This window comes from uncultured Campylobacter sp. (assembly GCF_938030685.1).
Classification (GTDB): Bacteria; Campylobacterota; Campylobacteria; order Campylobacterales; family Campylobacteraceae; genus Campylobacter_B.
Genome location: NZ_CALHHX010000104.1, coordinates 1 through 21,123 on the forward strand (window position 1 = coordinate 1; position 21,123 = coordinate 21,123).

Sequence of the window (21,123 nt, forward strand, 5' to 3'; positions counted from 1 at the left end):
AACCCTCACGATAAATCTTTGATTAACACGCAAGCAAAATTTTGCTACAATTGCCCATCTCATTTAAAAGGACCGATCAATGAACGGAATTTTGCTGCTATGCGACGAGCCTGCCGTCTACGAATCCGAGCTAAAAAAACTAGACGAAATTTTATCCATGAGCTTTCACAACGTTTTGCAACTTTGCATTGCGGGAGAAAATGCCCTTTTTAGCGGAAGCGAGCTTGAAAGAGCGCTCGCGGACGGGCAGGAGGAACGCGTGCGAAAGGCGGCGATCGAGCGCTTTGCACAGATCCTAAAGCAGTGCAATTTCGTACTGGTTCGCGGCGTAGCAGGAGCCGATATGCGCGAGTTAAATTTACAAATCGCCAAGGATCTAAACATTCCCGTTTGCGGATTTTATCCTAACGAAATTACCGCACGCATCGGCACGTATTCGATCACTGCAGCAAAAGCGCTGAATTTCGCCAGCGTATATGAAGGTAAAATTTTATTTGCTGCGGACAGATCAAGCTCTAGCGGCGCAAATTCTAAAAAATCGGAGCTTTGCGGTAAAAATTCCGCCTGCGAAAGTGATGCAAAATTTCACGACGAAAATTCTGCTTGCCAAAGCGGCGCGATAGAGCTTGATAAAGTCGTTGCCGACAAAAGCTACTTCACTGACGCCGCAAACTCCACGCGCTGTGAAATTCTAACCCCTTTGAAATTTGAAAGCAAGCTCTACGCAAAGGCTCGTGCGAACGTTAAAACCGTCGTGCTTCCAGAAAGCGACGATGAGAGAATTCTGCGCGCGGCCGCGATTATAAAACAAAGCGGCGCTGCAAATTTGATCCTTTTAGGGCGACAAGACGAAGTGCAAAAAAACGTGAGCGAGCTAGGTCTCGATCTAGCAGGCGTTAAAATTTTAGATCCGCAGACGGATGCGAGCTTGGAAAAATTTGCGCGCGATCTTTATGAGCTTCGCAAGGCAAAGGGTATGAGCGAGGCGCAGGCGCGCGATTTAGTGCGCGATCGCACCTACTTCGGCACGATGCTCGTGTATGAAGGGCTAGCCGATGCGATGGTAAGCGGTGCCAGCACGACTACTGCGGAGACGATTCGCCCCGCGCTTCAGATCATCAAGACAAAGCCGGGTATTGCGAGCGTTAGCGGCGCGTTTATAATGTGCCTGGATACGCAGTCTCTGCTTTTTGCCGACTGCGCTGTAGCGCCGAGCCCGAGCGCAGAGTATCTGGCAGGTATCGCGATTTCAAGCGCCGCGACCGCAAAGGCGTTCGGGCTTGAGCCGCGCGTGGCGATGCTAAGCTACTCCAGCGGCGATAGCGGCAGCGGAGAGAGCGTAGAATTTATCAAAACTGCAACGCAAAAAGCGCGTGAAAAGGCGCCTGATCTCACAATCGACGGGCCGCTGCAATTCGATGCCGCAGTCGATGCAGCGGTCGCTAAGAAAAAAATGCCCGGCTCCGCGGTCGCAGGACGCGCGAACGTATTTATCTTCCCCGATCTTAACTGCGGAAATATCTGTTATAAGGCCGTGCAGCGCACCGCAGGCGCCGTGGCGATCGGACCGATTTTACAGGGCTTAAAAAAGCCGGTAAACGATCTAAGCCGCGGCTGCAAGGTCGCCGATATCGTAAACACGATACTTATCAGCGCCATTCAAGCAGGAGGGAATTAATGGATATCCTAGTCATAAATTCCGGCTCGAGCTCGGTTAAATTTAAATTCCACGATATGCTAAATCACGCCTGCATCGCAAGTGGGCTCATCGAGGAGATCGGCTCGACGCACGCAAGCGGAAGCATCAATTGCGCCAACGGACGAAGCATAAAGGTTGAAAATGAGCAAATTCCAAATCACGAAACCGCGATCGCAATCGCGATTGATCTTTTAAAACAAAGCGGAGTAATCAAAGATCTAACTCAAGTAGGCGGCATCGGACACCGCATCGTTCAGGGCGCGGATTATTTCGATGCTCCTGCGCTCATAGATGAGGATGTAATGGCTAAAATAGCCGAGCTTGCGCCGCTTGCACCGCTACACAATCCCGCAAATTTAGCGGGCATTAAATCCTGCCTAAAGATCGCTCCTAAAATTCCAAATGTCGCAGTTTTCGATACGATCTTTCATCAAAGCATCCCACCGTATGCGTATATGTACGCGCTGCCGTATGAATTCTACGAAAAATACAAAGTTCGTCGCTACGGCGCGCACGGCACGTCGCATTGGTTCGTCTCGACGATGGGAGCGAAATTTTTGCGTAAAAAATACGAAAACTTCAACGCCATTACGCTACATCTGGGCAACGGCTCTAGCGTGAGCGCCATAGAAAACGGCAAATGCATCGACACCTCAATGGGGCTAACGCCGCTTGAGGGGATCATCATGGGCACCAGATGCGGCTCGATTGATCCTGCGATCATCCCATACATCGAGCGCGTCGCGGGCTACAACGCGCAGGATATGGACGTCATAATGAACAAAAAAAGCGGACTTTTGGGCATCTGCGGTGCAAGCGATCTGCGAAAGGTATATGAAAAGATGGAAGGCGGCGAGCCACGCGCGAAGCTCGCGTTTGAGATGCTGGTGTACAGCGTCGTTAAGATGATCGGGGCGTATTATGCCGTGCTCGGGCGAGTGGACGCTTTGATCTTTACCGGCGGTATCGGCGAGAATGCGCCGCATTTTAGGCAAAATGTCTGCGAGAAGCTCGCTCATATCGGCATCGAAATCGATGCGACAAAAAACGCCAAAAATACCGGCTCGATTAGAAATTTAAGCGCGGCGGATAGTAAAATCAAAACGCTCGTAATCCCTACCAACGAGGAGCTAGCGATCGCTGAAGCTACGGTCGATACGATTAACAAAAACTCCGCGCAGATCGACTATCAGAAATACTCAGAATTTTAAATTCTATCTAGTGAGGTTCTGCGGTTATTTTGCGAGCAAGCAACGCCAACCTGCCTTTTTTGTTAGGCAATTAATTTTGGGTCTTGGCTGCAAGTCTACGCTAAATGAAAGAGCCTTTTATTTTAGAGGCTTTCTGGCTAAGACGATACGAGAAATTGCTACGCTACGCGCGGGTTTAAATTTTATTTGTCGCTTCCGATAAGGCTTAAATTCTTGCTCGGAAGAGGCGGAGCGGAAGGGGCTATACTTGCGAAGCTCCCTTTTACTTTGCTTCGGCTAGCAACCGCAAGCAGGTCTGCCGCCCAAACCCCCACCTACCCCACTGCACGTTAGAGGTGGCAAAGCTTTGTTTTTAAACAAAGCTTTGCTGGTTAAATTTAATAAATTTTATTTCAAATTAGACTGCAAAATTCCAAAGCAAGTCCTCGTCGTGAAATTTTACCGAACGATAAGGCATAAAATTTTAAAATTTAGCGCAAGCCGGGTTTTAACGTGCAAATTTTATTAAAGGAGCGAACGATGAGCGATTTGCTAAATTCACAAGGCGCGCAAGAGCAAGAGGAGCCATATCCCGATACGAAATTTACTAAATTTTTCGGGCGACTTTACGCGGCGGTTTTTGCGCTGTTTGCGATCACGGCGCTTAGCGTATTCGTGCTACCCGAAAATATTTTAGACGTAAGCGCGGCATGCGCGGACTTCGTTAAATTTATGAAGCAGTTTTTTCCAAACATCGCCGCAATCGGCAAAATAAGCCCGCACACGCAGCTTGCGGAATTTTACGTCGCAGCGATGTGGGTACCTATTTTAACGGCTTTCGCGCTAAGCTGCGCGTATTGTCCGATCGCCACATTCTTATACAAAAAAGAGCTTCCCGCCGTCAAGACGCAGCTATTTGTGATATTGCTCGCTATACCTTTTGCTTACTGGGCATTAAACAATTATTTCTACGCCGATTTTGCCATAAACGGCATCCCACACAGAGTAGGCAGCGGGCGGACGTTTCCAACTTTTGCGAGCAGAGAGAGCCTATTTGGCTGGATATCGTTTTTCACAGCCACCTCGATGTTTATGAGTATGCTTGTCGTGATTTCGCTTAGCGATATAGTCCACTGGATATATCTATCGAGAAATAAAAGCTAAAATTTTATAAAATCGCGGACGAATAAAATTCTGCACCCATAACTTTTAGGGTCATTTTACGAGCGCACAGCGAGCGGGCGATTAAATTTAAACGCTCCGGCAATTAGAGCCTTTTTGCGCGGAATTTAAGCGACCAAACGACGATTAAATTTAAACTGCAGGCGGTCGCTTTTAAATTTTAAAATTTCACTAAATTTTAAAATTTTATTCGCGCCACGTAAGGCGAAAGGTCGTTATCTCGCCCGGCACGCTGTCGTAGGAGATAGAAAAGGAGTATTTTTTGCAGACCTCGCTTACGATGCTAAGCCCGATTCCAAAGCCGCCCTCGCTTGAGTTAAAGCGCGCAAAGCGCCTGAAAATTTCGTCGCCCCTTTTCCTATCGATCCCCTCGCCGCTATTTGAGATCGCTAGCTCGCCGCGCCTTAGCCGCACATCCACGTAGCCGCCTGCATTTGCGTATTTTACGGCGTTGCTTAGCAGATTGTCGATCAGGCGCGAAATTTCATAGACGTTTGCGTTCATGCTCGCATCCGCAAGATCGGTTTTAAGGCTTAGTCTGCGCTTTTGAATAAACGGCGCGAAGTATTCGCAGCGCGAAGCGACGAGGCTTTTTAGATCGATCGAGCTAATCTCGCCCTCCTTATTCATACCGAAGGTTAAAAACACGAGATCCTCGTAGATGCGCGAAAGCGTCTTAGCGGCAAGGTCGATATTAGCGACGCGCTTGGCATTGTATTCTCCAAGCTCTGCGTGCCGCATCGTCTCGACGCTCATGGAGATAATACTAAGCGGAGTATTAATCTCGTGGGTACTATCCTTGATGAAGCGATTTAGCGTGTCAATCTTATCGTAAAGCGGCTTGGTGCCTAGCCGCACCAGATAAAATGCCACGGCTAATATCACGCCCAAAAGCGCTATCATCATCGCTGCTGTTTTGATACGAAGCGTTAAAATTTCGCCCTGCACGCTACTTCCAAGCAGAATGATTTTAGCCTTGGAAAAGGCGTTTCGCTCCTCCATATTTTGCAGATTTTCATAAATTCCTAGCCTTCCGCCACTTATAAATTCCGCCTTTAGCTTCGCTTTATCAAGCGCTCCGAGCTCGCCACTGCAGCCGTAAATTTCATCAGAGTTTGGCTTAAATATACACGCACTCACGCCCTTTTCGCGCTCGAAGTCCGCTAGCGATTCCAGCCCGTCCATGCTCGCTTTCATATAGATCATCATTTTGATCTCTTTAAGCTCTTTTATCCTATGCGAAAGCAGCGCGGCTTCGTTCATCCTGTAATTTATCTTGAAAAAATATCCTAAAAACAACGCGCTTGAAATGAGATATAAAGATAGAATTTTAAGCGTTAAAGCGGTCTTTTCAGACATACAGATACCCTGCGTTGCGGCGGTTTATGATGTGCTCTTCGCCTAGGACGCGGCGTAGATTTTTGATATAAGTTCGTAGCGCTTCTTCGCTTGGCGTTTCGTTAAAAACATAGATCGCAGAGAAAATTTCATCCTTGCTTAAAAGCCTATTTTTATTTTGTAAAAAAAGCGCCAGCAGCTCGCGCTCTTTGTTTGAAAGCGCGACGGGTACGCCCGATCTGCGAAGCTCCTTGCTTGCAAAATAAAATTTAAACTCGTCGTCAATAGTTACAAAATCATCAAAATTATGGCTGAAGTTTCGCTTTATGAGCGAATTAACGCGCAGCAACAGCTCTTTTAGCTCGTATGGTTTTTTGAGATAATCATCGCAGCCGCTTTTAAAACCAACCTCAAGATCATCAAGCGTATTTAGCGACGTGGCGAATATCGCAGGGGTGCGATCGCCGCTCTTGCGTAGCTCTTTTAAAAGTGAGAATCCGTCGCCTTTGGGGATTTTTACGTCAAAGATAAAAAGATCAAATTTTTGTTCATAAGCAAGATCCGCGGCGCTTTGAGCGTCGCTGCAAACGCATACGTCAAAGCCCGCGTCTTTTAGATATTCGCCGATGAGATCGCAAAGCGTCTCATCGTCCTCTACGAGTAAAATTTTACTCACTACATCTCTTTTTTCATCTCTTTTTTCATTTCGCCTTTCATCTCATCCTTCATATGTTTACCCTCTTTCATAGCATCCTTGTGCATATCTTTCATGTCGCCCTTCATCTCTTTCGCACCATTATGCATTGATGTATTGGCGTCCTTCATCTCATCTTTCATGCCCATGTCGGCAGCTACGGCAAAAGTGCCAGCAAATAGCGCACTAAGCGCAAACAAAGTAAGTTTTTTCATTACGTACTCCTTAAAAGAAATTAGCGGAATTATACTTCCGTAAAAGTGAAGTATGTGTGAAATTCCGAAAAAAATTCAAATTTAAATTTAAACGCCTGTAATTTCAAACGCGGCGCGGTTTAAATGCGCTCGGTCGGTCGCGATCTCTGAAATTTAAATCGCTCGCTACGGCTAGTCGAATTCTAAACGCGAATCAAAGCTAGCGAGGGCGCACGCCAACAGCGCATTGCCGAGCTTATTTTATCGAGGCAAAATAGAAATTTAAACCGCCGGCGAAACTGATTAAATTTTATAATGCCACGACGCGCACGTCAAATCAAAAACGCCGAGTCAGCCTTTGAGTCCGCGACCTCACGTGAGCTTTTAAATTCGCTATGCCGCGTAAGCCCTTAAATTTAGTGCGGTGGCAAGCGCACAGGACGCGAAATCGTACCTAGATCGCGGCGCAGCTTTTGATCTCATCCTCGCTTACGATCTCATAGATCACGCCCGCGTTTTTGATAAATTCCTCCACGCGCGCGACGTGTGCGGGCTCTACGTTGATCACGAGGCTTCCGACGACGTTTTTATCAAGCCGCTCGAGCTTGCCCCAGACGATGTTAAAATTTATCTCCAAAGCGCGCGCCATATGCGTGATCACGCTGTCAAACGCAACCGCGGGCGGGAAAAAGAGCCTGATATTCACGCCGCTTGCGGGCAGCACCTCCTCCTCGCCCAAAAACTCCTTCATATTCTCATCCGGGTGCAAAAACAGCGAGACGATATCGCCCGAGTTGCTCACGCGCCCGCCCTTAAGCAGGATCGCGCGCTGCGCGATACCCTTTACGACCTCCATCTCATGCGTGACGAGCACGATCGTAATGCCCAGCTCGCGATTGATGCGGCGCAGAAGCGATAAAATTTGCGCGGTGGTGTTGGGATCAAGCGCCGAAGTCGCCTCGTCAGAAAGCAAAATTTTAGGGCTTAATGCAAGCGCGCGCGCAATCGCCACGCGCTGCTTCTGTCCGCCGCTAAGCTCGCTAGGATAGGCATTTGCTTTATCCGCAAGCCCCACGAGCTCCAAAAGTTCGGCTACGCGGCGCTTCGTGTGATCATTCGAATATCCCCAAAATGCTAACGGCGTGGCGACGTTTTGCGCGACGGTGCGGCGGCTCATCAGCGCAAAGTGCTGAAAAATCATACCGATATTTTTGCGCAGCTCACGGATCTGAGCGGCGCTTAGCTCTCTTACTTCCCTGCCCTCAACCTTGAGGCTTCCTTCTTGATAGTCCTCAAGCCCGTTTATGCAGCGCAGCAGCGTGCTTTTACCCGCGCCGCTGCGGCCGACGATGGCAAAAATTTCGCCCTGCTTTACCTCCAGACTCACATCGTCGATCACGCAGGTTTTGCCGTAAAATTTCTTTAAATTCTCTATCTTTATCACTCAAAATTCCTCGTTTATAATTCCGCCAAAACGCCTCCGAAATTTATAAAATTTCGCGCCTTAGCTCATCTGCGCTCTTTGGCGAAAGAAGCGCCGGAGCGATGTCAAACACGCTAAACGCGCCGCGCTCACCTCTTTGCGCTAAGCGATACGCCGCGCGGGCGTAGGCCACGAGCACGCTTGCGGTAAATTCGGGATTTGAGTCAAGCTTTAGCGAAAACTCGATCAAGTGTTTATTTTCGCCGTGCTCGCCAGTCGCTCCGCTTCGCAGGACGAATCCTCCGTGAGGGATGCCGCCGTGCTCTTTTTTAAGCGTTGCAAGACCCACGAAATGCACGCTCGTGTCGTAGTCGGCGAAGTAATTCGGCATCGTTTTTATCTCGCGCTCGATACGCGCTTTATCGGCGCCCTCTTCGGCCACGACGTAGCACTCACGCAGGTGTTTTTCGCGCGTGCTAAGACTCGGATTTTCGCCCGCGCGGACTCGCTTCAAGGCGCTATCTATCGGCACCGTGTATTGGCGCGCATCCACGACGCCATCAATCCTGCGGATAGCGTCGGAGTGGCCCTGGCTCACGCCTTTACCCCAAAATGTGTAGCTACTGCCGTTTTGCAGCACGCTCTCGCCAAATAGACGGCTTAGCGAAAACAGCCCAGGATCCCAACCAACGGCGATGATACCTACGTTTCCACCTTTTTTAGCTGCGGCGTCTACCGCGGCGAAGTGCTCCGGGATTTTTGCATGTGTATCGAAGCTATCTACGACGTTAAAGCTCCGCGCAAATTCTGGCGTCTGAGTCGGCAGATCGGTCGCGCTACCGCCGCAAAGCACCAAAACGTCAAATTTGCCCTTGTGCGATAAAATTTCATCCGCGCTAAATACCGGAGCGCCGCATGTTTTTACTTCGCTTGGATTTCTGCGGCTAAAAACTGCCGAAAGCTGCAAATCCTTGCTATTTCGCGCGGCAAGCTCTACGCCGCGACCTAAATTTCCATATCCCAAAATCGCTATTTTTATTTTTTCGCTCATTTTTTACCCTTCAAATTTTAAAATTTAGCGCGTAAAACAGCGCGCCGCCGATGAAATTTTACCTCAGTAGGAAATAATAAATCACGTATAACCAACTTAAAAATCCGTGGATTATCGCCCACATTATGCTTTTATTGACTCCCCATGATAGTGCAACGGCTATGACCGTGCCTAAAGTAAATCCACCTATACTACCCTTTGACATATTTTTCTCCTTAATTTAAAATTTAAGCTCAACTTAGCGGACTACTCGCCAAACGCCTTTAGCTCGTCACATACTTTGGCGAATTTCTCCTGCGCGCTTTGTAGCCCTTCGCGGTTGGCTTCGACTACGGCCTGCGGGGCGGAGGCCACGAATTTCTCGTTATTTAGCATGCCTGAGAGCTTTTCGATCTCTTTTTGCAGCTTCGCTTTTTGCGCGTTAAGGCGCGAAATCACGCCGCTAAGATCGACCCCCTCAAGTGGTACGAAAGTTTCTAGCCTCTCGCTTACGTCGCGGGCGGAATTTGCGATATTTTGCTGCGTAAATTCCACTTCATCTACCTTGGCAAGCGTTTTGATATAATCCGCGGCGGCGCTTAGATCGACTGCGGATTTTACGTAGGCTTTGGCTACGCGCGCATTGCCGAGCTCGATCGTCGCCTTTGCGCGGCGAATGCTAACGATAGCTTCGATTAGCAGCGAAAATAGCTCCTCGATCCGCTCGTCGCGCTCGCCAGGATGTGGGTATCTCATCACCATGATGGAGCGCGCGTCTTGCAGCTTCGTGCCGCTTAGCTCCTGATACAGATACTCGCTTAGAAACGGCATAAATGGGCTAAGCAGCTTCATCGCTTCTTTAAAAATCATCCCCAGCTCGCCTATCGCGGTCTTGTCCGCCTTGCTAAGCTCGATGCCCCAGTCGCAAAACTCGTCCCAAAAAAACTTATAAAGCTCGGTCGCAGCGTCGTTGAAGCGGTAAGTATCTAGGCTCTCGCGCACGGAATTTACGCAGCAGTTAAAGCGCGAAAGCATATATTTGCCGAGGCTCGTTTTGATCCGCGCTGCGTCTAAATCGTCGAATTTAGAAGCGTTTAAAAGCAAAAATTTGCTCGCGTTATAAAGCTTATTCGTAAAATTTCGGTAAATCAAAAGCTTATCGTCGCTAAGGCGCAGATCGCGTCCCTGCACGCACAAAATCGTAAGCGTAAAGCGCAAAATATCGGCGCTAAATTCATCTATTTTTAGCAGCGGATCGACTACGTTTTTGCTCGATTTGCTCATCTTTTTGCCATCTTTGTCCTTAACTAAGGCATGCAGGTAGATGTCGCGAAACGGCAGCTCGCCCATGGCGTTTTGGCACTGAAACATCATGCGCGCGACCCAGAAAAACAAAATGTCAAAGCCCGTAATCAGCATGGTATTCGGATAAAATTCGCTCAAATCCTCCTCAAACCACTTCTCGTTTTTCAGCGCCTCGCCGTTGCCCCAGCCAAGCGTGCTGATCGGCCAAAGACCGCTTGAAAACCAAGTATCGAGCACGTCGGGATCTTGAGTAAAATTTTTACCGCCGCATTTCGGGCAGGCATCGGGGCTCTCGCGCTCATCCGCCCACTGATGGCCGCAGTCGCAGTAAAACACGGGAATTCTATGCCCCCACCACAGCTGGCGGCTGATACACCAGTCCTTCAGCTCGCGCATCCAGGCGTTGAAGCTATTGATCCAGTGCTTCGGGAAAAATTCCGCCTCACCGGAATTTACCTTAGAGATCGCCTCTTTTGCGATATCTGCGCGCACGAACCACTGCTGCGAGATGTACGGCTCGACGACGTTTTTGCAGCGGTAGCAGTAGCCGACCTGATTTTCGTAGTCCTCGATTTTTTCGATAAAGCCCAACCTATCAAGCTCTGCTACGATCTGATCGCGCGCGGCAAGCCGCTCTAAGCCTTGAAATTTACCGCACTGCTCATTTAAAATTCCTTTTTCGTCAAATACCGTGATAAAGCCCAGCTCGTGGCGCTTGCCGACCTCGTAGTCGTTGGTATCGTGCGCCGGCGTGACCTTCACGGCGCCCGTTCCGAAGCTCATATCGACGTATTCGTCAGCGATGATCTCTATCTCGCGGCCGATTAGCGGCAGCACGACTTTTTTGCCGATCAAATTTTTATAGCGTTCGTCCGCGGGATTTACCATTACGGCGGTGTCGCCGAAGTAGGTTTCAGGGCGCGTAGTAGCCACGACTATGTAGTTACGGCTCGTCTCGCGCGAATCTTTGCAAGAGTTTGAATTTTGTCCGCCCGCAAAGTAGTAGCGCAAATGATAAAGCTTGCCCTTGTTCTCCTTGTGCTCGACCTCCACGTCGCTTAGCGCGCCGTCGTGCGTGCACCAGTTTACCATATAGTTTCCGCGCACGATGAGCCCCGCGTCGTATAGGTTTACGAAGGCTTTGCGAACGGCATTTTTGAGCCCCTCATCCATCGTGAAGCGCTGTCTGCTCCACGCAGGCGTGACGCCAAGACGCTTCATCTGTTTTACGATCTGCCCGCCGCTTTGCTCCTTCCAGTGCCAAACGTGCTTTAAAAACTCCTCGCGCCCTATCTCTTCTTTTTTGATCCCTTGCGCCAAAAGCTCGCGCTCGACGACATTTTGCGTCGCAATGCCTGCATGGTCTAACCCCGGCTGCCACAGCGTTTTGTAACCGTCCATTCGCTTGTACCGCGTCATTATGTCTTGCAACGTATAAGTGAGCGAGTGCCCGATATGAAGCACTCCGGTAACATTCGGCGGCGGTAGCATAATGCAAAAGTTTTTGCCTTTTTGCTGGATATCTTTATTGCCGTCGATCTCGAAATAACCGCGCTGCTCCCAAATTTTATAAAAGCTCTCCTCTACGGCTTTCGCGTCGTAAAAATCTGCCATTTTCAGCCCTTTTTTAAAATTTTAAATTTTGCGATTTTAGCGGAATTTATGTAAAGCGCTCATTAAAGCGTGCCAATTCTGCATTATACAATAAAATGTAGTATTTAAATATATATATAAATATCGAATTTTAGAATATTTTAGAGAAAATTTTAAAAAATCATATAAAAACACTTGACATTAAAAATTCTACCTGCTATAATACCGCGAAATTTTAACCAAAAGGATTAAATATGAAGAAATTTCTTCTCGCTTCGCTTCTTAGCGCCAGCGTCGTCAGCTTCGCTCTTGCCGAAAAAATCGTGGTCGCCGCTACTCCGATACCGCATGCCGAAATTTTAGAGCAGATCAAACCCGATCTAAAAGCCCAAGGCTACGATCTTGAGGTCAAGGTTTTTAACGACTACGTAACCCCAAACCTCGCTACCGATAGCGGCGACGTGGATGCCGGATTTTTCCAACATGTGCCGTATATGGAGGAATTTAACGCTAATAAAGGCACAAAATTAAAAGCGACCGTGGGCGTGCACCTAGAGCCGATGGGCATCTACAGCCATAAGATTAAAAATTTAAAAGATCTTAAAAACGGTGCCAAAGTTGCCGTGCCGAACGATCCGACCAACGAAAGCCGCGCTCTCGATCTGCTCGTAGCCGCAGGGCTCATCGAAGTTGATCAAAACGCCAAGCTTCGCACGCCGTTAGATGTCACGAAAAACCCTAAAAATTTAGAAATTTTAGAGCTTGAAGGCGCCGCGCTTCCACGCACCCTGGGCGATGTCGATATTGCGGTTATAAACTCAAATTTTGCCTTTAACGCAAATTTAAACCCAATCAAGGATTCGCTATTTTTAGAAAAGGCTGAGGGCAATCCTTATACAAATGTCATCAGCGTTAAAGAAGGCAACGAAAACAGCCCTAAAATCAAAGCGCTAGATAAAGCGATTCAAAGCGAGAAAGTGAAAAAGTTTATCGAGACGCAATATAAAGGCGCAATCATCCCGTCGTTTTAACTCCTCCTCTTTTTAAAATTCGGCGTACGATTCGCGCCGAATTTGCTGGTATTGGCTATTTTATTTACTATCTTTTTTTATAATTGCGCGAAATTTACCGAATAAAGGAAAAATAATGAAAAGAATTTTATCTTTCAGCTTTGTTGCCGCTATGGCTATATCTTCGCTTAATGCAGGCGTTTTGGCTACTGCAAAAGACGCAAATATCACTATTACGGATGAGGATGTCGCACCGTTTTTAGCTCAAGGCATGCAGCACGGCGGACAGGAACCGACCGCCGATGAGAAGAAAAAACTAATCGACGATCTAATCAAATACAAACTTCTAATCGCAGAGGCGAAAAAATCAGGCATTGAAAACAGCGACGAATATAAGCATCAGCTAGAGCTTGCTAAAGATGGCATCGCATTTAATCTATGGCAACGCGAACAGGCTAAAGACGTAAGCGTCAGCGACGAGGAAGCTAAAAAAATTTATGATGAAAATAAACAGAATTTCATGCAACCAGATTCCGTTACCGCAAGTCATATCTTAGTAGCAGACGAAAAGGCTGCTAAAAACGCGATTGCGAAGCTATCAAAAGTCAAAAAAGAGAATTTAAAAGAGGAATTTAATAAGCTAGCCAAAGAAATTTCAATCGATCCAAGTGCGAAAGAAAACGGTGGCGATTTGGGCTCTTTTGGCAAAGGGATGATGGTGCCGGAGTTTGAAAAAGCGGCGTTTGCGCTAAAAGATGGTGAGATGAGCAAAACGCCGGTAAAGACACAATTCGGATATCATGTAATCTACAAAGAAAGCAGCAAAAAGGCTGAGACTATGCCGTTTGAAAAGGTAAAAGATCTCATCAAAAATCAGCTACTTCCAAGCAAAGTAAACAAAAAAATCGATGACAAGGCTAATGAGCTATTCGGCAAACTAAACATCGAATACGCAAAATAGTTTTAATTTTAAGGCGCGAGGCTATTAAATTTATATGCAAGTTCTCTGCGGCAGTAACTTGCAGGGATAAATTTTGGCCCGAGCCTTTGTTTTATATGCGCTAAATTTTGTGAAATTTTAAGATCACTCTTGTATCGCCGGATTGTTAAATTCTAAACTTATTCGCTCTGCCGATGTTAAATTTTGCGGAATTTTAAGCGCAGCCGGTTTTTTACATTAAATCAAGGAATTCAAATGCTTTCTGATATCGTAAATTTTATCGTAGAATTTGTCGCAGGTTGGGGATACCTTGGCATTTTTGTGATGATGTTTTTAGAAAGTAGCTTCTTTCCTTTCCCAAGTGAAGTAGTGATGATCCCTGCAGGCTATCTGGCCTCAAAATCACAGATGAGCTTTGCTCTAGCATTTGTTTGTGGGCTTGGCGGCAGCATCACCGGCGCGCTGTTTAATTACTATCTATGCTACTTTTTTGGACGTAAGATTATCGCTAAATACGGCAAATACGTAGGCATCACCGAGGAGAAATTTGCAAAATTCGAAGCGTTTTTTAACCGCCATGGCGAAATTTCAACGTTTAACTGCCGCCTAATCCCTGGCATCCGTCAATACATCAGCCTTCCTGCGGGGCTTGCAAAGATGAATGTCGCGCGCTTCGTGCTATTTACCGGGCTTGGAGCTGCGATTTGGACACTAATACTAATGAGCTTGGGATATTTCATCGGCGAAAACGAGGAGCTAATCAAGCAAGATCTGCATCTAATTACGATCGCTCTGTTCGCCGTCGTCATTATAATCTCGCTTCTATATGTTTATTTTATAAAACGCAAAAAATAGTTTCACGCCAGTAAATACAAATACAATGAAAAATTCCATTTTATCGCCTTTAAGTTCAAATTTTTCAAATTATAATTTAAGCTAAACAAGAATTTTTATAATTTCACTTTCATAATCTGCGTGCAATACGATATTTCTATTAAAGTGTAATTATGCCTTAGTAGCGAATTCTAAAATATTTTTTAAGTAAAATTCTATTTAAAGCCTTAAACAATCATACTAATTTCTAAATTTTAATTTTTCGTTACGTTTTAAGCTGCTTTTAATACTAAAAGCTTTAAAATTCCATTAACAATTTCAACGAAAGGACTTATTATGGCAAAGACCAGAAAAGAACACGATTTCATCGGTGAATTAGAAATTTCCGACGATTTTTACTACGGTGTGCAAACATTTAGGGCACTAGAGAACTTCCACCTAAGCGGACGAGCGCTCAAAGACTATCCATTTTTTATCAAGGCATTTGCACAAATCAAAAAAGCAGCTGCACTAGCCAATAAAGAGGTCGGAGTCCTAGACGCACAAAAAGCCGATGCGATTGCAAAAGCTTGCGATAGGCTCATCGCAGGAGAGTTCAGAGATCAATTCGTAGTCGATATGATCCAAGGTGGCGCTGGAACTTCAACGAATATGAATACCAACGAGGTCATTACCAATATAGCTTTGGAGAGCATGGGACATAAAAAAGGCGAATACCAATACCTCCATCCAAACGATCACACAAATTTGGGTCAAAGCACCAACGATACCTATCCTAGCTCGATCAAAGTCGCCGCTTACGCCAAGCTAACCGACTTATTAAAAGCTATGGAAAATTTGAAAAAAGAGCTTGAAGTTAAAGCCAAAGAATACAAAGATGTCATCAAAATGGGAAGGACGGAGCTTGAGGACGCCGTTCCTACTACTCTTGGAAACACTTTCAATGCTTTTGCTACCTACATCAAAACCGATATCGCACTTATCAAAGCTGCTAGAGAGTCGATGACTTACCTAAATATGGGCGCTACGGCGATTGGTACGGGCATCAACTGCCACCCTGATTACAAAAACGTAGTCGAGAAAAAACTGGGCGAGATCACCGGCGTTAAATTTAAAGCCGCAGAGGACTTCATCGCCGCCACACAAGACACTGCGGACTTCGTCCACGTTAGCGGCGCGTTAAAAACAGCAGCCGTCCGCCTAAGTAAAATCGCAAACGACCTACGTCTTATGAACTCCGGTCCTAGATGCGGTCTAGGCGAAATCGAGCTTCCTAAGATGCAACCGGGCAGCTCCATCATGCCGGGCAAAGTAAACCCAGTCATCGCTGAGGTTGTAGGCGAGGCTTGCTATGAGGTAATCGGCAACGACGTAACTATCATGCTTTGCTCCGAGCGCGGAGAATTTGAGCTAAATGCATTTGAGCCTGGCATCGCATATGCGTTATTTAACTCGATTGTGCTTTTGGAAAATGCGATGAATACACTAGCTGAAAAAGCTATCAAACATCTAAAAGCAAACCCTGAAGCTTGCCTAAAATCGGTGCTAAATTCCGTTGGTATCGTTACTGCATTCAATCCATATATCGGTTACGAAAAATCCGCAAGTATCGCCAAAGAGGCGCTTCAGACTGGAAAATCCGTCGGCGAAATCTGCTTAGAGCGCGGATATTTGAAAAAAGAGGAGATCGATAAGATCCTAGAGCCTAAATCTATGCTCAACCCACATATGAGCAAAAAATAGTTCCAAACTAGGTGCGGCGCGGAATTTCGTCGGTTAATTTAATAGGCGAAATTCCGCAAAGTAGAATTCTAAATAGATAAAATTGATCGTGCAGAATTCCGTAGATGCAGAATTTCATCAAGTTAGATTTAGCTTCCGTGGAGTAAAATTCCACTTGCGAAATTTTAGGATAAAATTCCGCATAGAATTCCGACCACTGAATTATAAAGATAATTCGGATTTTACCTGCTGAAATCTTTAGAATTCTGCGCGCCGTTAAAAAAATTACTTTATAAGGAGTTTTGCAATGGACTTTATGGTGATATTGCAATTTATCGTGTTGCTCGGCGGCATCTACCTAGGCGTTAAGCTAGGCGGCATGGGCGTCGGTTATGCAGGCGGCTTGGGCGTTGTCGTCCTAGCCATTTTGGGTATGAAGGTCGATATGAAGGATATCCCGATTGACGTTATCCTAATTATCGCATCGGTAATCTCCGCGATTACGGCGCTGCAAGTCGCAGGCGGACTTGATTATTTGGTTCAGGTAGCATCTAAAATTTTAAGGAAAAATCCTAAGCAGATCAACTTCCTAGCGCCTATCGTTACCTATCTACTTACGATACTTGCGGGCACCGGACATACTGCGTTTTCTATGATCCCTGTTATCGTAGAGGTCGCAAAGACGCAGAACATCAAGCCTTCCGCTCCTCTTGCGCTTTCGGTCGTTTCGTCTCAGGTAGCGATCACTGCGAGCCCTATTTCGGCGGCGTTCGTCGCTATGAGCGGTCTGTGCGAGAAGCTAGGCGTTAGCTATCCTAAGCTTTTGTTTATCTGCATCTCTACTACCTTCGTAGCTATGATCATTACGGCTTTCATCGTAAATAAATTCTACGATCTCGATCTTTCAAAAGACCCTGTTTACAAAGAGAGACTTTCAAAAGGTCTTGTAGCAGAGATCAAAGCCGAGGAGTATAAAGAGCCGAAGCCTTACGCGAAAAGATCGGTTGCGATATTTGCCGTCGGTGTTTTGATCGTCGTTTGCTATGCGCTTGCGATCTCAAAGAGCGTCGGCTTGGTAGAAAAACCGATCCTTTCAAGAGATAGCGCGATCATCAGCTTTATGCTAACTATCGGCTTTCTTATCGCTGTTTTATGCAAGATTGATACGGGCAAACTGCTCTCTACCAGCACCTTCCAAAGCGGTATGAATGCGTGCATCTGCGTCATCGGTATAGCATGGCTCGGTACCACTTTTGTTAACGGACATATTGACAGTATCAAAGAGGTAGCTAAAAACGTCGTTACGCAGTATCCTTTCGTACTAGCTGTCGCGCTATACTTCCTAAGCTGCTTGCTATACTCACAAGCTGCGACCACAAAGGTTATGATGCCTGCCGTCGCCGCTGCGCTTGGAATGACTAGCCCTGAAAATTCCGGTCAAATTTGGATCTTGGTCGCATCGTTCGCAGCCGTTTCGGGCTTGTTCGTGCTCCCTACCTATCCTACGACGCTCGGCGCGATCGCCATGGACGATACCGGAACGACTAGAGTCGGTAAATTTGTATTTAACCACTCATTCTTCCTTCCGGGAACCATTATGGTTGCGCTTTCGGTCGCTCTAGGATTTTTAGTAGCTCCTGCGCTAATCTAAGATTAGTATTCCTTTCATTTGCGCCGAATTTTTCGGCGCATTTTTCATACCATTTAAAATTTTTAATACAATCTAATAGATAAAATTCTATCGATTTTGGGGTCTGCCATATTTGCTTATAAATTTAACTTCTAATCGCATGCAAAAAACTACAAGTCTTCCGGTAGTATTTGAGTGGAAGTAAAATTTTATTTGAAATTTCATACCCATATTATGCTAGATGATAAATCAAAATTTCAGCCAAAAAACATATAATGTAAGAAATTTAAAACAAGGATAAAATATGAAAAATCTCATCATCATCGCTCATCCCGATATGGCAAGCTCGCACGCAAACAAGGCGTGGCGCGAGGTAGCCAAAAAGCAAGCGGATAAATTTGATATTCACGAAATTTACGCCGCTTATCCGAACGGCAAAATCGATGTTGCGCGCGAGCAGGAGTTACTTTTAAGCCACGATAAAATTATCATTCAGTTTCCACTTTATTGGTACAGCTATCCGCCGCTTTTAAAGCAATGGTTCGACGATGTATTCGCCTACGGCTGGGCTTACGGCAGCACCGGTGACAAGCTGAAAGGCAAAGAATTCGCCCTAGCGATCACTATCGGCGACGAGCGAAACAACTATAAAAAAGACGGCACGATCGGATTTGACATAGAGGAAGTTATCACGCCTTTTAAATGCGCGATGAATTTTACAGGTGCCAAGCTGCTGCCGTGCCACTTTGGCTATGGATTTTCATTTCATCCAGATAGCGAATATATCGCAAAAAGTGCAGAAAAATACGAAGAATTTTTAGCAAAATTTTAAAATTTACAAAGGCAAAATCGCTTTTTTAGTCGCGAAATTTTATTTTAAAAAGTGGCGGATGAAGATCGTCTCGTTTCATCTGCACTGCTTGGCACGCTTCCTGGATCGCTATTTTTGCGTTGCACACGCAGCCTGCTGACATAATCTCCCATCCTTTTGATCGTAAAATTTTATTCCCTTCTCCTCTCCCCATAAATGGGCAAAGTTTACGTTAAAAATTTATACGAAATTTTTCCGTATAGAGCATGCTTTAGTGCAGCCATATAAAAAATCAATGAGCATAAAATTTTACCTAAAAATTTGCACCCCCTCGCAATAATACTCGTCCTAAATTTCCACAAGGCGCTAAAAAACTATGCATGCCCACCCGGCTCAAACCCTCCGCTAAATTCATAAAACGCTGCGAACTACGCGTTTACCGCTACTGAGCTGTATATGCTGTCATGAGTCCGCCAAGCTCATCCTCATCAATGTCAAAACAACAATCACCCATCTTGCTAGAAAGTGCGTCAGCTGGCAGGTATCAAGGAGAGTTACTGCGAAAGCGGTGCAAAATACGATACCTCCGCGCCGAGCTGCTTAGTGCTTGCTGCTCTGTGCGCGCAAACCTAAGATCCAAAAAGAGATTTAAAGTAAAGTAGCGCCTGCCACCCTACGCGCGTGCAAACAGCTCAAAGCTGCCAAAAAGTTTGCGCTCACTTCGCCACTGAGCGCAATTTGCCTATTGCGCGCCTATTAATGCTTTCAGATTTTAACTTGTTCGCTTTTACTTTCCGTCTTTTAAATGCCTGCGCGCAGCTAGTTGCAAAGACGTATTCGCTGGATATGCCTTGTAGCTCGCCCCCATACCCTCGATAAAAATCCGCCGTAATTTATGCAGATATTTGACAGCAGGATCGTTTGGATGTGATCTTTGATACGAAGCCTAAAAGCGCTACGCCGATACAGATGCTCACGCCATTTTTTTCGCTCTGCGTGCGCTGCCTGCGTCGCTACAGTCACAATTTTTCTGATACGACACTTAAAGACAACCTATCACCAAAACTACCGAAAAGCTTTTAGCCTTGTTTTTTTGCTTTAGAATTTAGTCTCAATCAGTTCTTTGCTAATAAACCGACAGAATTTCCATGCTTTGATATAACCCATCCGCGCAGAATTTAGCTAAATTTATTTGGATTCTTAAAAACGTGCCAACTTTTCTATCGCGTCTTATTTCAAATAGCAGCAAAATTCTACCGCCACACTGCAAAGAGTTAAATTCTATCAGGCAGATTTATTAAAATTTTTAAGAGTAGCAAAAGCAGTAATAGATGATTAATGCTTTTCCAAATGGATACCGCTACCATTAAAATTTTAATCAAAAGATACCCATTAAATTTACGCTTTTTAAATTAGCCAGCAAAAGCTTAAATTTCAAGGTTTCCAGCAAAAGCAAACCCCGCAATACTTCATTAAACGGCGCAAAAGCCGCTTTAAATTTCACTCTGCGACGCGATTTACCCAGATCAAAAACTCATCGCTCGGGTTCGTCGTCTAGATGCGCGGGAGTGACGAGCTCAAGCGCGGTCTGCGGTATCGTCGTTTTGAACGTCTGTGTTACCCACTGCTGAAATTTCACGTTTGGATGCACTATAAAATCGTCCTCCTCGCTGTTTGGCGGCGTGCTAAAATCCTCATCCCAGCAGATCTCATCGTATCCGATCGCAAGCAATCGCAAAAAATCAAGCCCGCTATGAGCCAAAACGCAGGTCATTGTTGGGCCCGAGCCGGAGCCCATGTGCGGGGTCTAGTCTCGCCCGCATCATCCAGCCACAGCGCGCACATCGAGCCCTCCGAGCCGCTGCCTGCGAACACGCAAAGCCGCTACTTGATCTCGGCGGCAAGCTCGCGATCCTCGCCGTAAAACCAATACCTTAGCCCCTCGTCGCGATTTTTCGGCTCATCCGTGAAAAATACGATGTCCGTACCGCCCTCGCGCTCATCGTCGCTCCAGCTCTGCTGCAGCCGATCTTGCGGGTAGAGATAGCCGCGTCTGCGCCCGCCCGCGTCGTCATAAAAGCCGTTTGCTTCGATCCACGCATAAAGCGCCTGGGTCTCGCTCGGCACGCGCATACCCTGCGGTAGCGCCTCGCGTAGTTGCGCTAGTAATAAATTTTCCACGATCGCTCCTTTTTCTAAATTTGCCGCTCGAATTTTACTTTGTTTCGGATAAATTTTTAAGTTTTATAGCTTTAAGGCTTCTTAAAAATTATTTATCTCACTTCGGATATATCGGCGATATCGTCATCAAATTTGGTTTATAGCGTCGTTAAAAGTCGAATGCAAATTTCACGCCGTCTGATCGGGCGGGCGAAATTTCGTCTAAATTCCAAGCTCGGCTCTTACGAACGCTTCGTTTTGCGGCGTCAAAAAGCCTGCGATATCTTGCCACATGGGGTGAAAGCCGTATCCACCGTCTATCATCTCGCTGCGCGCGGCGTCCAGGCTCCAGCCCTGATAGATCACGC

At 46.3% G+C, this 21,123-nt stretch carries 17 protein-coding genes; 9 read left to right on the top strand and 8 right to left on the bottom strand.

Going from position 1 to position 21,123, the window contains the following annotated elements:
* Positions 1–79: 79 nt before the first annotated feature.
* The 3 genes from pta (at position 80) to Q0369_RS04800 (ending at position 4,053) form a co-directional block, all read left to right on the top strand.
* Positions 80–1,678, top strand: coding sequence for a phosphate acetyltransferase (pta, locus tag Q0369_RS04790; protein WP_298096710.1), 1,599 nt, complete (start codon positions 80–82; stop codon positions 1,676–1,678).
* On the top strand, positions 1,678–2,910 hold the full coding sequence (locus Q0369_RS04795; protein ID WP_298063249.1) for an acetate kinase: 1,233 nt from the start codon (positions 1,678–1,680) through the stop codon (positions 2,908–2,910). The genes pta and Q0369_RS04795 overlap by 1 nt, the downstream gene beginning before the upstream one ends.
* Before the next feature lie 519 nt (positions 2,911–3,429).
* Positions 3,430–4,053, top strand: coding sequence for a hypothetical protein (locus Q0369_RS04800; RefSeq protein WP_298096714.1), 624 nt, complete (start codon positions 3,430–3,432; stop codon positions 4,051–4,053).
* A gap of 204 nt (positions 4,054–4,257) precedes the next feature.
* On the opposite strand, the gene Q0369_RS04805 is transcribed toward Q0369_RS04800, so the two are convergent.
* The 6 genes from Q0369_RS04805 to Q0369_RS04830 form a co-directional block, all read right to left on the bottom strand.
* Positions 4,258–5,430 (bottom strand): HAMP domain-containing sensor histidine kinase, encoded by a 1,173-nt coding sequence (locus tag Q0369_RS04805; protein ID WP_298096717.1) that lies wholly within the window; start codon positions 5,428–5,430, stop codon positions 4,258–4,260.
* Positions 5,423–6,085, bottom strand: coding sequence for a response regulator transcription factor (locus Q0369_RS04810; protein WP_298096720.1), 663 nt, complete (start codon positions 6,083–6,085; stop codon positions 5,423–5,425). The genes Q0369_RS04805 and Q0369_RS04810 overlap by 8 nt, the downstream gene beginning before the upstream one ends.
* Positions 6,085–6,318, bottom strand: a complete 234-nt coding sequence (locus tag Q0369_RS04815; RefSeq protein WP_291936948.1) for a hypothetical protein — start codon at positions 6,316–6,318, stop codon at positions 6,085–6,087. The genes Q0369_RS04810 and Q0369_RS04815 overlap by 1 nt, the downstream gene beginning before the upstream one ends.
* Positions 6,319–6,751: 433 nt before the next feature.
* Positions 6,752–7,741, bottom strand: coding sequence for a methionine ABC transporter ATP-binding protein (locus Q0369_RS04820; RefSeq protein ID WP_298096723.1), 990 nt, complete (start codon positions 7,739–7,741; stop codon positions 6,752–6,754).
* Positions 7,742–7,784: 43 nt separating this feature from the next.
* A complete protein-coding gene (locus tag Q0369_RS04825; protein ID WP_298096727.1) occupies positions 7,785–8,771 on the bottom strand; it encodes a diaminopimelate dehydrogenase in 987 nt (328 codons plus the stop codon).
* A 246-nt stretch (positions 8,772–9,017) separates the two neighbouring features.
* Positions 9,018–11,669: a valine--tRNA ligase gene (locus Q0369_RS04830; RefSeq protein ID WP_298096731.1), complete on the bottom strand. Its 2,652-nt coding sequence runs from the start codon at positions 11,667–11,669 to the stop codon at positions 9,018–9,020.
* A 233-nt stretch (positions 11,670–11,902) separates the two neighbouring features.
* Here Q0369_RS04830 and Q0369_RS04835 point away from each other — a divergent pair, with 233 nt between their 5' ends.
* The 6 genes from Q0369_RS04835 to Q0369_RS04860 all read left to right on the top strand — a co-directional run bounded on the left by Q0369_RS04835 (position 11,903) and on the right by Q0369_RS04860 (position 18,616).
* Entirely contained in the window at positions 11,903–12,679 is a 777-nt protein-coding gene (locus tag Q0369_RS04835; protein ID WP_005870677.1) for a MetQ/NlpA family ABC transporter substrate-binding protein, read from the top strand.
* Positions 12,680–12,794: 115 nt separating this feature from the next.
* On the top strand, positions 12,795–13,619 hold the full coding sequence (locus Q0369_RS04840; protein WP_005870679.1) for a peptidyl-prolyl cis-trans isomerase: 825 nt from the start codon (positions 12,795–12,797) through the stop codon (positions 13,617–13,619).
* Positions 13,620–13,853: 234 nt separating this feature from the next.
* Complete coding sequence (locus Q0369_RS04845) at positions 13,854–14,453, top strand: DedA family protein (protein ID WP_297941808.1); 600 nt, start codon at positions 13,854–13,856, stop codon at positions 14,451–14,453.
* Between the two features lie 315 nt (positions 14,454–14,768).
* Positions 14,769–16,175, top strand: a complete 1,407-nt coding sequence (locus Q0369_RS04850) for an aspartate ammonia-lyase (protein WP_005870686.1) — start codon at positions 14,769–14,771, stop codon at positions 16,173–16,175.
* 286 nt (positions 16,176–16,461) lie between these two features.
* Positions 16,462–17,805 carry an anaerobic C4-dicarboxylate transporter gene (locus Q0369_RS04855; RefSeq protein ID WP_291936921.1) on the top strand — a complete coding sequence of 448 codons (1,344 nt, stop codon included), beginning with the start codon at positions 16,462–16,464 and terminating at the stop codon, positions 17,803–17,805.
* A gap of 283 nt (positions 17,806–18,088) precedes the next feature.
* Entirely contained in the window at positions 18,089–18,616 is a 528-nt protein-coding gene (locus Q0369_RS04860) for an NAD(P)H-dependent oxidoreductase (RefSeq protein ID WP_298096736.1), read from the top strand.
* Between the two features lie 1,513 nt (positions 18,617–20,129).
* On the opposite strand, the gene Q0369_RS04865 is transcribed toward Q0369_RS04860, so the two are convergent.
* On the bottom strand, positions 20,130–20,369 hold the full coding sequence (locus tag Q0369_RS04865) for a hypothetical protein (RefSeq protein ID WP_298096739.1): 240 nt from the start codon (positions 20,367–20,369) through the stop codon (positions 20,130–20,132).
* Positions 20,370–20,479: 110 nt separating this feature from the next.
* Complete coding sequence (locus Q0369_RS04870; RefSeq protein WP_298096743.1) at positions 20,480–20,776, bottom strand: hypothetical protein; 297 nt, start codon at positions 20,774–20,776, stop codon at positions 20,480–20,482.
* Between the last annotated feature and the right edge of the window lie 347 nt (positions 20,777–21,123).

Coding starts and splice junctions, on each gene's coding strand:
- pta (WP_298096710.1), top strand. CDS start 80: ATGAACGGAATTTTGCTGCTATGCGACGAGCCTGCCGTCTACGAATCC.
- Q0369_RS04795 (WP_298063249.1), top strand. CDS start 1,678: ATGGATATCCTAGTCATAAATTCCGGCTCGAGCTCGGTTAAATTTAAA.
- Q0369_RS04800 (WP_298096714.1), top strand. CDS start 3,430: ATGAGCGATTTGCTAAATTCACAAGGCGCGCAAGAGCAAGAGGAGCCA.
- Q0369_RS04805 (WP_298096717.1), bottom strand. CDS start 5,430: ATGTCTGAAAAGACCGCTTTAACGCTTAAAATTCTATCTTTATATCTC.
- Q0369_RS04815 (WP_291936948.1), bottom strand. CDS start 6,318: ATGAAAAAACTTACTTTGTTTGCGCTTAGTGCGCTATTTGCTGGCACT.
- Q0369_RS04825 (WP_298096727.1), bottom strand. CDS start 8,771: ATGAGCGAAAAAATAAAAATAGCGATTTTGGGATATGGAAATTTAGGT.
- Q0369_RS04830 (WP_298096731.1), bottom strand. CDS start 11,669: ATGGCAGATTTTTACGACGCGAAAGCCGTAGAGGAGAGCTTTTATAAA.
- Q0369_RS04835 (WP_005870677.1), top strand. CDS start 11,903: ATGAAGAAATTTCTTCTCGCTTCGCTTCTTAGCGCCAGCGTCGTCAGC.
- Q0369_RS04840 (WP_005870679.1), top strand. CDS start 12,795: ATGAAAAGAATTTTATCTTTCAGCTTTGTTGCCGCTATGGCTATATCT.
- Q0369_RS04845 (WP_297941808.1), top strand. CDS start 13,854: ATGCTTTCTGATATCGTAAATTTTATCGTAGAATTTGTCGCAGGTTGG.
- Q0369_RS04850 (WP_005870686.1), top strand. CDS start 14,769: ATGGCAAAGACCAGAAAAGAACACGATTTCATCGGTGAATTAGAAATT.
- Q0369_RS04855 (WP_291936921.1), top strand. CDS start 16,462: ATGGACTTTATGGTGATATTGCAATTTATCGTGTTGCTCGGCGGCATC.
- Q0369_RS04860 (WP_298096736.1), top strand. CDS start 18,089: ATGAAAAATCTCATCATCATCGCTCATCCCGATATGGCAAGCTCGCAC.
- Q0369_RS04865 (WP_298096739.1), bottom strand. CDS start 20,369: ATGACCTGCGTTTTGGCTCATAGCGGGCTTGATTTTTTGCGATTGCTT.